The sequence below is a fragment of the Pseudonocardia xinjiangensis genome (assembly GCF_050948425.1).
Classification (GTDB): Bacteria; Actinomycetota; Actinomycetes; order Mycobacteriales; family Pseudonocardiaceae; genus Pseudonocardia; species Pseudonocardia xinjiangensis.
Genome location: NZ_CP192009.1, coordinates 2,015,998 through 2,027,926, shown reverse-complemented (window position 1 = coordinate 2,027,926; position 11,929 = coordinate 2,015,998). Strand labels below are relative to the sequence as shown.

The window sequence follows — 11,929 nt, the reverse complement described above, 5'->3', positions numbered from 1 at the left end:
CCTCACTGCGCCGGGTCACGCGCTCGTCCCGCACGCGGGTGCCGCCGCCACCGGCTCCGGCGCACCGAACGCGGGCAGGCCCAGCCCGGTGGCGCCGCCCCCGGTACGGGTACCCGTCTCGTGGACGTCACCCGCGCGCGTGCGCCGATGGGACAACACAGGACCGTCGGCCACCAGGTGGTGCGGCGCCCCGTACCCGACGGTGACCTCGACGACGTCCCCCGGCCGGATCGTGCCGGAACCCTCCGGACCCGGAGCGAAGTGGACCAGCCGCCCGTCACGGGCGCGGCCGCTCATCCGCCGGGTGGCGCCGTCCTTGCGGCCTTCCCCCGTGGACACCAGCACCTCGACGACCCGGCCCTCGATGGCGCGGTTGGCCTCCCAGGAGATCTCCTCCTGGAGCGTGACGAGCCGCTCGTACCGCTCTTGCACCACGGCCTTGGGCACCTGGTCGGGCAGCGTGGCCGCGGGGGTGCCCGGCCGCGGCGAGTACTGGAACGTGAAGGCGTTGGCGAACCGGGCGGCACGCACGACGTCGAGGGTGGCCTCGAAGTCGGCGTCGGTCTCGCCGGGGAACCCGACGATGATGTCGGTGCTGATCGCCGCGTCCGGGATCGACGCGCGCACCTCGTCGATGATCCCCAGGTAGCGCGTGGACCGGTAGGAGCGGCGCATCCGGCGCAGCACGTCGTCGGAGCCGGACTGCAGCGGCATGTGCAGCTGCGGGCACACGTTCGGCGTCTCGGCCATGGCCGCGATCACGTCGGAGGTGAAGTCGCGCGGGTGCGGCGAGGTGAAGCGCACCCGCTCGAGGCCCTCGACGTCGCCGCAGGCCCGCAGCAGCTTGGCGAAAGCGCCGCGGTCGCCGAACTCGACGCCGTAGGAGTTGACGTTCTGCCCGAGCAGGGTGACCTCGAGGACGCCGTCGGCCGCCAGTGCGGACACCTCGGCCAGCACGTCACCCGGCCTGCGGTCCTTCTCCGTGCCCCGCAGCGACGGCACGATGCAGAAGGTGCACGTGTTGTTGCAGCCCACGGAGATCGACACCCAGCCGGCGTAGGCCGACTCGCGGCGGGCGGGCAGCGTGGAGGGGAAGACCTCGAGCGACTCGGCGATCTCGACCTGGGCGGCCTCGTTGTGCCGGGCCCGCTCCAGCAGGACCGGCAGGGCGTGCACGTTGTGGGTGCCGAACACCACGTCGACCCAGGGGGCGCGCCGGACGATCTCCGAGCGGTCCTTCTGCGCGAGGCAGCCGCCCACCGCGATCTGCATGCCCGGCCGGGCGTCCTTCACCGGCCGGAGGTGGCCGAGGTTGCCGTAGAGCCGGTTGTCGGCGTTCTCCCGAACGGCGCAGGTGTTGAAGACGACGACGTCGGCATCGTCCGACTCGGCCTTCGCGTACCCCGCCGCCTCCAGGAGCCCGGCCATGCGCTCGGAGTCGTGCACGTTCATCTGGCACCCATAGGTGCGGATGGTGTAGCTGCGGGTCACAGAAAAAGAGTAGGCCGTCGAGAGGCGGTCGACCGCATCGGCCGGGCACGGCAGGATGCCCCCGTGGCGGGTGGGGGCGTGATGGGACGGCGCGCCGTCCTGCGCGGGCTCGGCGCGCTCGGCGTGCTGGGGGGGCTCGCCGCCTGCTCGTCTCCCTACGCCGGCACCCGGCTGACGCTGGCGACGGGCGGCACCCAGGGCGTCTACTTCCGGCTGGGAAACGCGCTGGCCGACGCGTGGCAGCGGAAGCTCGGGCTCGACCTCCGTCCGGGGGTGCTGTCGACAGCGGGCTCGGTGGACAACCTGCGGCTGCTCGCCGACGGCGGCGCCGATGTGGTGTTCAGCCAGGTGGACACGGCTGCCGACCAGCTGGAGCGGTCCACGCCCGGCGACCCGCGGGCCCCCCGCGCGCTCGCCCGGATCTACGACGACGTCGTGCACGTCGTCGTCAGGGCGTCCTCGCCCGCGACGACGCTGGCCGGCCTGCGGGGGGCGCGGGTGTCGATCGGAGCCCCCGACTCGGGCGTGTACGTGATCGCCACCCGGCTGCTGCGCGCGGCCGGGCTGGTGCCGGACACCGATCTGCAGGCGCAGCAGCTCGGGATCAACGAGTCCGTCGCCGCCATGGAGAGCGGCGCGATCGACGCGTTCTTCTGGTCGGGCGGGGTGCCCACCGAGGGCGTCAGCCGGCTGGCGACGACGCTGCCCATCCGGTTGCTGGACCTCGAGGACGTGGTCAAGGAGGTACGGGCGGCCTTTCCGGCGTACGCGCCCGGCACGGTCCCGGCCACGACCTACGGAATCCCCGCCCCCGTCACCACACTCCTGGTGCGCAACTTCCTGCTGGTGGCCGCATCGATGCCGGACGATCTGGCGAATGCGCTGGTCAAAGGCATGTTCGAGGCGCAGCCGGAACTGGCGTTGGCCAGTCCGTCGGCCCTCACCATCGACCCGCGCGCCGCCATCGGCACCCAGCCGGTGCCGTTGCACCCCGGCGCGGAGCGGTTCTTCCGCCTGCTGAAGACCAGCTGATCTCAGCCGCCTCCGGGCTCCTCCCCGGCCGCCTCCGGGGCCACCCGGAGCAGCCGCGCGATCACCTGCAGGCCGCCACCGGCCGGTAGTTCGAGGCGCAGCTCACCGCCCGCGACCTCGACGGTGCGTGCGGCGATGGCCAGCCCGAGCCCGGAGCCCTCGACGTTGCTCTGCGCGGGACTGCGCCAGAACCGGCCCGTCGCCCGCTCCAGCTCGTCGGGGGCCAGCCCCGGGCCGGTGTCCCGCACGGCGATCTCGACGTGGGACGCCGTGGCCGCGGTGCGCACGGTGATCGTGCCACCGCGCGGGGAGAACTTCACCGCGTTGTCCAGCAGCGCGTCGAGCACGGTCTCGATCGCCCCGGTCGGCGCCGCCGCCCGCAGCCCGCGCCGCCCGTTGCGCAGGAGCTGCAGGCCCGTGTGCTCGGCGAGCGGCCGCCAGGCGTCGAGCCGGTCCGCGACGACCGGATCGACCTCGACGTCCGCCACCGGGGCGGTGCGCTCGGCGCGGGCCAGCGCGAGCAGCCCGTCGAGCAGCGTGGAGAGCCGGTCGGTCTCCTCCAGAGCGGCGACGTGGTCCTCGGCGCCGGCCGCGTCGAGGTGCCCCTCCAGGTTGGACAGCCGCAGGCGCAGCGCGGTGAGCGGGTTGCGCAGCTGGTGGCTCGCGTCGGCGACGAAGGCGCGCTGCGCCGAGTACGCCTGCGTCACCGTCTCCGCCATCCGGTCGAAGGAGACCGACAGCCTGCGCAGCTCGGGGGGCCCGGTCCCGTCGGCAACCGGCTCCGCCCCGGCTCCGGCGAGCACCGCGGCCGCCACCCGCCCGGTGCCCTCGTCGAGCCTGCGGACCGGACGCAGGATCCACCGGACGATCGGGAGCGCGACCAGTACGGCCATCACGAGGGCGAGCAGCCCGGCGGCCGCGACCAGCGACCACACCCGCAGCTCCTCGGCGCGCAGCGCGGTGGTGGGCGACACGGTGACGACGGCTCCGCGCACCTCGGTGTCGACCAGCACCGGTTCGGCGAGCACCATCGGCCGGTCGTCCCACGGCAGGAGCAGCGGGTAGGCCTCCGAGCGCCGGTTCGCCAGTGCCAGCTCGACCCGCTCCCGGCCGGCGTCGTCCAGCACCGGCGCCGGGCGCCGCGAGGCGGCCACCAGCTCACCCTCGCGGTCGACCACCAGCACCGCCACGCCGTACACGGCGTCGTAGCGGGTCAGGTCGGCGGTCAGCCCCGTGGTGTCCGCGTCGGTGATCGGGCGCTCGGCGAGGGAGGCGTAGAAGATCGTGTCGGTCAACCGGTCGGTGAACAGCTCGAGCTGGTTGGCGTAGGCGTTGGTCAGCGCCAGCGGTACCCCGAGGCCCGCGGCCAGCAGGCCGACCAGGAACAGCACGATCACCAGTAACCGGGCGGCCACCCCTACTCCGCGCCGATTCCGGGGGCGCCGCTCTCGGGCACACCCAGCCGGTAGCCGACGCCCCGGACCGTCTGCACCAGCTCGGGGCGGCCGAGCTTGGTGCGGAGCGTGGCCACGTGGACGTCGAGCGTCCGGTTGGCGCCCGCCCAGGACCGGCCCCACACCTCCGCCACGATCCGGCTGCGCGTGCACACGGCGCCGCCCGAGCTCGCGAGCAGCGCGAGCACCTGGAACTCCTTGCGGGTGAGGTTCACCGGCGTGCCCCCGACCGTCACCGAGTGGCGGTGCAGGTCGACGCTCACGTCGTCGACGCTCACGATGTCCTCCGGCCCGGCGGGCGAGGCGACCCGGCGCCGCCGGTACACGGCATGGACCCGCGCCACCAGCTCGCCGATGTCGTAGGGCTTGACGATGTAGTCGTCGGCCCCGGAGTGCAGCCCGAGGATGCGGTCGTCCACCTCGCCGCGTGCCGACACCACGATCACCGGGACCTCGCTGACCTCGCGGATCGCCCGGCAGACGTCCACCCCGTCGATGTCGGGCAGGCCGAGGTCGAGCAGCACGACATCGACACCGGCCAAGTGGTCGACGGCACCGCGGCCGCGCGAGAGCCGCGTGGTGGTGATGCCGTGGCGGTGCAGCGCCGGACGCAGTGCGGCCGCGATCCGATCATCGTCCTCCACCAGCAGGATGTGCACGTTCCTCCACACCTTCTCGCCGAGCGTTATCGGAGCGAAACCCTATGGGTTGCTCAAGGTGCTGGACTGTGCCATCCACACCCCCATAGCGTCCCGCCATGCCCGGAGGCCCGCGATGACCAACACGCCCATGATCCGGATGGCGTCCGTCGACAAGCACTTCGGCGAGCTGCACGTCCTGCGCGACATCAACCTCGAGGTCGCGAGCGGCCAGGTCGTGGTGGTGCTCGGCCCGTCGGGGTCCGGCAAGTCCACGCTCTGCCGCACGATCAACCGCCTGGAACCGATCGACAGCGGCACCATCGAGGTCGACGGCAAGGAGCTGCCCGCCGAGGGCAAGGCACTCGCCGCGCTGCGCGCCGACGTCGGCATGGTCTTCCAGAGCTTCAACCTGTTCGCGCACAAGACGATTCTCGAGAACGTCACCCTCGGGCCGCTCAAGGTCCGCAAGGCGTCGAAGTCCGACGCCGAGAAGAACGGGCTCGCGCTCCTCGAACGGGTCGGGATCGCGAACCAGCGCGACAAGTACCCGGCCCAGCTCTCCGGCGGCCAGCAGCAGCGCGCGGCGATCGCCCGTGCGCTGGCCATGAAGCCCAAGGTGATGCTCTTCGACGAGCCGACCTCCGCCCTCGACCCCGAGATGGTGCAGGAGGTCCTCGACGTGATGACCACGCTCGCCGCCGACGGCATGACGATGCTGGTGGTCACCCACGAGATGGGCTTCGCCCGCAGGGCCGCGCACCGGGTGGTGTTCATGTCCGACGGCGAGATCGTCGAGGACGCCGCGCCGGACGCCTTCTTCTCCAGCCCGACGTCCGACCGTGCCAAGGACTTCCTCGGCAAGATCCTCACGCACTGACGGGCCACATCCCGGTCGGCACCTGCCTCGTTTTCCCGCTCCAACGGAAGGACCCGCACCACCATGCGTCTCGCACACCTCACCCGGATCGCCGCGGTCGCGGCGGCGGTGGTGCTCGCTGCCACCGCCTGCGGTGACCAGTCGTCATCGCTCGGTTCCTCGGGTGCCGCGCCGTCGGTCGCCGAGGGCGTGTCCTTCCCGGCCGGCTCCACGATGGACACCCTCAACAAGGCCCAGGCCCTGCGGCTGGGCACCAAGTTCGACCAGCCGCTGTTCGGCCTGAAGGGTCTCGACGGCAACCCCGCCGGCTTCGACGTCGAGATCGCCAAGATCATCGCGGCCAAGCTCGGCATCCCGGCCGACAAGATCGTCTACACCGAGGCGCCGTCCGCCGTGCGTGAGGAGGTGATCGAGCAGAACCGCGTCGACATGGTCGTCGCCACCTACACGATCAACGACAAGCGCAAGGAACGCATCAGCTTCGCCGGCCCGTACTACGTCGCGGGCCAGGACCTGATGGTGAAGAGCGACAACACCACCATCACCGGTCCGGACTCGTTGCGCGGCGCCAACGCCAAGGTCTGCTCCGTCGCCGGCTCGACCCCGTCGGAGAACATCAAGAAGTACATCGACCCGGCGAACCTCACGCTGTTCGACGTGTACTCCAAGTGCGCCGACGCCCTGCGCACCGGCCAGGTCGACGTCGTCACCACCGACAACGTCATCCTCACCGGCCTGATCGAGAACTCGGGCGGGGCGTTCAAGCTCGTGAACAAGAAGTTCACCGAGGAGCCCTACGGCATCGGCATCAAGAAGGGCGACGTCGCCTTCTGCGAGTTCATCAACCAGACGCTCAAGGAGGCGGAGACCGACGGCAGCTACAAGGCCGCCTGGGACTCGACCGTCGGGAAGGTCAGCCCGGAGGTTCCGCCGCTGCCCGCAGCCGGCACCTGCAGCTGATCTCCGACGCAACCGGGGTGCCGACCAGGCCGGTCGGCACCCCGGTTGCGTTCCTCCGCGCGAAAGAGGTGTCGTGGGCGTCATCGTCGAGCAGTTTCCGCTGTACGCGCAGGGTTTCCTCCAGACGCTGCGCATCTGCCTGTTCTCCGCGGTCGGTGCGCTCGTCCTGGGCACGATCCTGGCGGGCTTCCGGGTCTCACCGGTGCCACCGCTGCGGATGGTCGGCTCCGCATGGGTCACGGTCTTCCGCAACACCCCGCTGGCCGTCGTCCTGTTCGCCGTGGCCTTCGGGCTGCCCGAACTGGGGGTCAACGGGTCCTACTTCTACTTCGGCGTCATCGGCCTGACCTGCTACACCGCGGCCTTCGTCTGCGAGGCCGTGCGCAGTGGCATCAACTCCGTGTCGGCAGGGCAGGCCGAGGCGGCCCGCGCGGTCGGGCTGACGTTCAGCCAGTCGCTCTCGCTGATCGTGTTGCCCCAGGCGCTGCGCACGGTCGTGCCGCCGCTCGGCAGCGTGATCATCGCCATGATCAAGAACTCCGCCATCGTCGGCGCGTTCGGGGTCGGCGGCGACCTGTTCGCCAACGGCGTCCAGCTCACCTCGGCGCAGGGCTATGCCGCAGGGGCCGTCCTGACCGGCGTGCTGCTGGGCTACCTGGTCCTGACCATCCCCGGCGGGATCCTGCTGGGTGTCCTCGAGCGGAAGGTGTCGGTGGCCCGATGACCACCTCGGTCCTCTACGACGCACCCGGTCCGGTCACCCGGCGCCGCACCCTGATCTCCAGCGGTGTCGCCGGCGCGATCGTGCTGGTCGTGATCGCACTCGTGGTCGTCCGGCTGGCGGGCCAGGGCCAGTTCTCCGCCGAGCGGTGGGGGCCACTGGTGAACCCCTTCGACCCCAGCTTCCTGGCGGTGTGGCGGCTGCTCGGGCAGGCGCTGGTCGCCACCCTGATCGCCGCGGCGCTGACGCTGGTCTTCTCGCTCGTGATCGGCACCCTGTTCGCGGTCAGCCGGATCACGGCCAACCGGTACTACCGCTGGCTCGTCGTCGGGGTGATCGAGTTCCTGCGTGGCGTCCCCGTGGTCATCGCGATCTTCTTCGCGGCACGGGTGCTCCCCGAGGTGGGCCTGGACCTGCCGATCCTGTGGTACCTGGTCATCGGCCTCACCGCGTACAACTCGGTGATCATCGCGGAGATCATCCGCGCGGGCGTGGCGTCGCTGCCGCGCGGGCAGGCGGAGGCGGGCTACTCGCTCGGGCTGACCCGGGGCCAGGTGCTCTCCTCGATCCTGCTGCCGCAGGCGTTCCGGGTGATGCTGCCCGCGCTGATCAGCCAGCTCGTGGTGATCGTCAAGGACACCTCGCTGGGCTTCATCATCAGCTACGAGGAGTTCGTCCGCACGGCGAACATCATCATTCAGACGCTGCACAACCCCATCCAGATCTACGCGGTCGTAGCGCTGATCTTCATCGTCATCAACTACGCGCTCGGCAGGCTGGCGGAGTACGTGGAGCGCAGGCTCTCCCGGGCTAGGCGCACGGCCGTGGCACCGGCCGACCCGGGGACACTGGACACAGCGGCCACCGGCGGCGCCTGACCCCAGCGAGTGGCCGTGGTGGGCTTTCTCGTCGGGGTGGATCTCGGCGTAGGCCAGGCGGGTGTGGTCGTCGATGGCGGCGTGGACGTAGTTGAACCCGACCAGTGGCCGGTGCGGGTCTGGCGGGACTGTCGCTGTCGCGGCCGTGCGCCCGCCGGCGCCTGCCGTCGCGGAGCCGGCCGAGCTTCTTCACATCCATGTGCACCGGCTCGCCCGGGCGGGGGGCGTTCACAGCGGCGGATCACCGTGCCGGTGGGGCGGTCGAGCCAGGCCGGGCGGGCGAGTCCGGGGCGGGTCAGAACAGCGTGCATTGTGGAGCCCGCCAGCCAGTGGGCCGACGCGGGCCGGGCCGAGTTTGGGCTGGTCGCTGCTGCGGACGGCCCTCGCCCGGCAGGCCACCGCCACGAGCGCTGAACGGCGGTTGACCTGCGACGACGAACATCGATTCGAACATATGTTCGATTATGATGAAGGGGTGTCGGACAGCCCGCTCACCACCGCGCATCGCCTCCTGGTCGAGGCGATCGACGCGCTGTCGGCGGCCGCTGAGTCCGGCGCGACCGATGACGAGCTGCTCTCGGTGCTCACCTTGTGCGAGGGCACCAGCCGGCGGTTGGACCGGGTCGTCGTTGCCGCCGTGGCCACTTTGGAGCGGCGGGGCACGTTCGCCGAGCGCGGCTACACGTCGACTCCGGCGGCGTTGGGGGATCTGCTCGGGTGGGAACGGTTCGAGGCCCGCCAGCGGGTGGTCGCCGCCGAACAGGTCTGCCCACGGGTCGGGCTCGACGGCACCGCGCTACCCGCCCGGCTGGCGGCTACGGCCGAGGTGTTCGCCGCCGGACACACCGGCCTACGCCACGTCGCCGTGATCGCCCGGGTCCTCGCGAGCCCGGCCGCCGAGCGGCTCAGCCCGCCGGTGTGGGCCGGTGCCGAAGCCCAACTCGCCGAGAAGGCGGCCGTCTACACCCCCTCCGAACTGCAAGCCTGGGGTACCGCGCTGGTCGAGGCCCTCGACGCCGACGGCCCCGAGCCCGATGACCGCCCACCCGCCCCGGTCAACGAACTGCACCTGGTACGCCACCGCAGGAAGGCGGGCGGCACCCTGAAGGGCCGGTTCGATGACGCGGCCATGTTCGATGCCATCGCCACCGTGATCGACGCCCACGCCCGGCCCGCCACCGCCGAGGAGCACCGCAGCCTCGCCCAGCGCCAGGCCGAGGCCCTCGCCGACGTGTGCGGGTATGTGCTCGACCACGGCGACGTCCCCGAGTGCGGCGGGCGGCGCCCGCACCTGAACGTGCTGGTCCGGCTCGAGGACCTGGAGAACCGGGCCCGTGCCGCCTGCTTGGACTTCGGGGGCACGTTGTCGCCGGAGTCGTTGCGGATGCTGGCCTGTGATGCCGCGGTCGTGCCTGTGGTGTTGAACGGGAAAGGTCAGCCGCTCGATGTCGGGCGGGTCACCCGCACCATTCCCGATGGTCTGCGCCGCGCCATCGCTGCCCGCGACCGCGGCTGCGCCCGACCCGGGTGTGGCCGGCCCGCGTCCTGGTGCGAGGTCCACCACATCACAGCCTGGCAGGACGGCGGCGACACCGCCCTGCACAACTGCGTCATGCTCTGCCGGGCGTGCCATCGGCTGCTGCACCACTCCGACTGGCAGGTCCGCATCCGCGACGGGCTCCCCGAGTTCATCCCACCCGCCTGGATCGACCCCCAACGAAGACCCCGCCGAAAACCACTCCTGCACCTCGCCGCATAAGAGGGGCGCGCAGATCGCGCGGTCGGCAGAGCCTCTGTGATCACTGGGGAGACCTGTGCCCACATCGCATCGGGCGAAGAAGAAGCCGGGCACCGAGCGGAACAGGCGCCCGGCTTCAGCAGATCACTGTCGGGGTAGTTCAGTAGAGATGCCGTCAGAGGTTCTCCACGGCGACCGGTTCGATGCCCTCCCCGGCGGGCAGCTCGAACCCGAGCACCTGGGCGTAGAAGCTGAGCTCCGCGTCCAGGGCCCTGCGGATGTTCTCGGCGCGCCGGAACCCGTGCTGCTCACCCTCGAACAGCAGGTAGGCCACGGGCAGCCGGCGCGCCCGCAGCGCGTCGACGATCAGCTCGCTCTGGCGCGGCGGGACGATCTCGTCCTCGTCGCCCTGCAGGACGATCAGCGGCCGCTCGAACCGGTCGACGTGGTGGATCGGCGAGCGCTCCTCGTACAGCTCGCGGGACGCCGGGTAGGGGCCGACGAGGCGGTCGAGGTAGCGGCTCTCGAACTTGTGCGTGTCGGCCGCCAGTGCCGCGAGGTCGGCCACCCCGTAGTGGCTCGCCCCGGCCGCGAACGGGGTGTCGGCGCGGGCCAGCGCCGCGAGCGTCGTGTAGCCGCCCGCCGAGCCGCCGCGGATGCACAGCCGGTTGCGGTCGACCCGGCCGTGCGCCGCCAGCCACTCCGCGGCCGCCATGCAGTCGGCGACGTCGATCACGCCCCACTCGCCCAGCAGTTGCTCGCGGTAGGCGCGGCCGTATCCGGTGGAGCCGCCGTAGTTCACGTCGACGACGGCGAACCCGCGGCTCGTCCAGTACTGGACCGACAGGTTCAGCGCAGGCACGGCCGCCGACGTGGGGCCGCCGTGGATCACCACGAGCAGCGGCGGGAGCTCGCCGTCGGGGGCGCGGTACCCCTCGTTGGTGGGCGGATAGAACAGCGCGTGGGCCGTGCGGCGTTCCCCGGCGGCGTCCACCGACGGGAACGAGACGGCCTCGGGCACCGAGATCGTCGAGAGGTCGACGCCGACGTCGCGGGGCGGCCGCAGCTCCCCGACGTCGCAGGTCCCGATGTCCACGAGGAAGACGCCCGTCTCGGCGGCTGGACTCCCCGCGACGACGGCCACCGTGTCGGTGCCGGTGGCCCGCACCGCACCGATCGCCGAGAACGGCAGGTCCAGGTCGGTGATCGACCCGTCGAGCTCGCCCACGGCCAGTCCGTCGAACCCGGCCCGTTGCCGGGCGAACACCACCCGGCCGTCGGGGAGCACGACGAACCGCGCCGAGCCGAACGCCCAGCCCGGCACACCGATCTCCGCGTCGATCCGCACGACCGGCCTGATGTCCACGTCCGGCACCCAGCGGTAGATGTTCCACCAGTCGGTGCGGTCGCTGATGAACCACAGCGACCCGTCCGGCTGCCACCGGGGCTCCGCCACCGACTCGCCGCGGCCACCGGCGACGACCGTCTCCTCCCCCGTCTCGAGGTCGCGGATCATCAGCAGGGTGTCGTCCCACGGCATCGACGGGTGGTTCCACTGCAGCCAGGCGAGCGATCTGCCGTCCGGGCTGACCCGGGGCGCGGCGACGAAGTCCGGACCGGTGACGAGCACCTCCGGCTCCGACGGCGCATCGGCGGCGAGCCGGACGATCTCGTTGCGCACCTCGGTGGCCGAGGCGCCGGTGTGCCGCTCCCGGACGCAGACCAGGTAGCTCCCGTCGGGCGCGAGGTCACCGTCGGCGAAGCGGTCGCCGCGCGGCATGGCCGGCTCGGGCGTGAGGGCGACGGGGTCGGCTCCCGGTGCGAGCCGGTACAGCCGCTGGTCGGACCATTCGCTGAACCACAGCACCCGGTCGCGCACCCACCAGGCCGCGCCCCCGTACTCGTGCACCGCCGTGCGGGCGTTCATCCCGGCCGGCAGCAGGTCGGTGGTGGTGCCGTCCGCCGCGCGCCGGACCAGCTGGACGCGCCCGGCGTCGGCGGGGCGGCCCTCGGACCACACGATGTCGGAACCGTCGACGCGGAGCTCCGAGAGCCGCGCGGAGGCGGTGACGACGAGCTCGGATGTGATCGGCGTGGGCCAGGAACCGTAGGGAAGCTCCGTGATCGTCACACCGTC

Annotated in this window: 10 protein-coding genes; 6 read left to right on the top strand and 4 right to left on the bottom strand. The window is 71.9% G+C overall.

Annotated elements, in window-relative coordinates:
- Positions 1–15: 15 nt before the first annotated feature.
- A complete protein-coding gene (gene miaB, locus ACQPZA_RS09585) occupies positions 16–1,491 on the bottom strand; it encodes a tRNA (N6-isopentenyl adenosine(37)-C2)-methylthiotransferase MiaB (protein ID WP_433279863.1) in 1,476 nt (491 codons plus the stop codon).
- Positions 1,492–1,554: 63 nt separating this feature from the next.
- On the opposite strand from miaB, the gene ACQPZA_RS09580 reads away from it, so the two are divergent.
- Entirely contained in the window at positions 1,555–2,523 is a 969-nt protein-coding gene (locus ACQPZA_RS09580; RefSeq protein WP_433279862.1) for a TAXI family TRAP transporter solute-binding subunit, read from the top strand.
- Positions 2,524–2,525: 2 nt separating this feature from the next.
- Here the strand turns inward: ACQPZA_RS09580 and ACQPZA_RS09575 are convergent, their stop codons facing one another.
- Complete coding sequence (locus ACQPZA_RS09575) at positions 2,526–3,938, bottom strand: sensor histidine kinase (RefSeq protein ID WP_433279861.1); 1,413 nt, start codon at positions 3,936–3,938, stop codon at positions 2,526–2,528.
- A gap of 2 nt (positions 3,939–3,940) precedes the next feature.
- Entirely contained in the window at positions 3,941–4,636 is a 696-nt protein-coding gene (locus ACQPZA_RS09570) for a response regulator transcription factor (RefSeq protein WP_433279860.1), read from the bottom strand.
- A gap of 130 nt (positions 4,637–4,766) precedes the next feature.
- On the opposite strand from ACQPZA_RS09570, the gene ACQPZA_RS09565 reads away from it, so the two are divergent.
- From ACQPZA_RS09565 to ACQPZA_RS09545, 5 genes are all read left to right on the top strand, one after another.
- Entirely contained in the window at positions 4,767–5,495 is a 729-nt protein-coding gene (locus ACQPZA_RS09565; protein WP_169397597.1) for an amino acid ABC transporter ATP-binding protein, read from the top strand.
- Between the two features lie 63 nt (positions 5,496–5,558).
- Positions 5,559–6,455 (top strand): glutamate ABC transporter substrate-binding protein, encoded by an 897-nt coding sequence (locus ACQPZA_RS09560; RefSeq protein WP_433279859.1) that lies wholly within the window; start codon positions 5,559–5,561, stop codon positions 6,453–6,455.
- Between the two features lie 73 nt (positions 6,456–6,528).
- A complete protein-coding gene (locus tag ACQPZA_RS09555) occupies positions 6,529–7,179 on the top strand; it encodes an amino acid ABC transporter permease (protein ID WP_433279858.1) in 651 nt (216 codons plus the stop codon).
- Entirely contained in the window at positions 7,176–8,054 is an 879-nt protein-coding gene (locus ACQPZA_RS09550; protein ID WP_433279857.1) for an amino acid ABC transporter permease, read from the top strand. The genes ACQPZA_RS09555 and ACQPZA_RS09550 overlap by 4 nt, the downstream gene beginning before the upstream one ends.
- A gap of 475 nt (positions 8,055–8,529) precedes the next feature.
- The gene (locus ACQPZA_RS09545; RefSeq protein WP_433279856.1) at positions 8,530–9,813 is read left to right on the top strand and encodes a DUF222 domain-containing protein; all 1,284 of its coding nucleotides are present in this window, start codon (positions 8,530–8,532) and stop codon (positions 9,811–9,813) included.
- 154 nt (positions 9,814–9,967) lie between these two features.
- Here ACQPZA_RS09545 and ACQPZA_RS09540 read toward each other — a convergent pair whose 3' ends face one another.
- On the bottom strand, positions 9,968–11,923 hold the full coding sequence (locus tag ACQPZA_RS09540) for a S9 family peptidase (RefSeq protein WP_433279855.1): 1,956 nt from the start codon (positions 11,921–11,923) through the stop codon (positions 9,968–9,970).
- Between the last annotated feature and the right edge of the window lie 6 nt (positions 11,924–11,929).

What these genes read in the sequence shown, in the direction of transcription:
- ACQPZA_RS09565 (WP_169397597.1), top strand. Translation starts at nt 4,767, where the DNA reads ATGATCCGGATGGCGTCCGTCGACAAGCACTTCGGCGAGCTGCACGTC.
- ACQPZA_RS09560 (WP_433279859.1), top strand. Translation starts at nt 5,559, where the DNA reads ATGCGTCTCGCACACCTCACCCGGATCGCCGCGGTCGCGGCGGCGGTG.
- ACQPZA_RS09550 (WP_433279857.1), top strand. Translation starts at nt 7,176, where the DNA reads ATGACCACCTCGGTCCTCTACGACGCACCCGGTCCGGTCACCCGGCGC.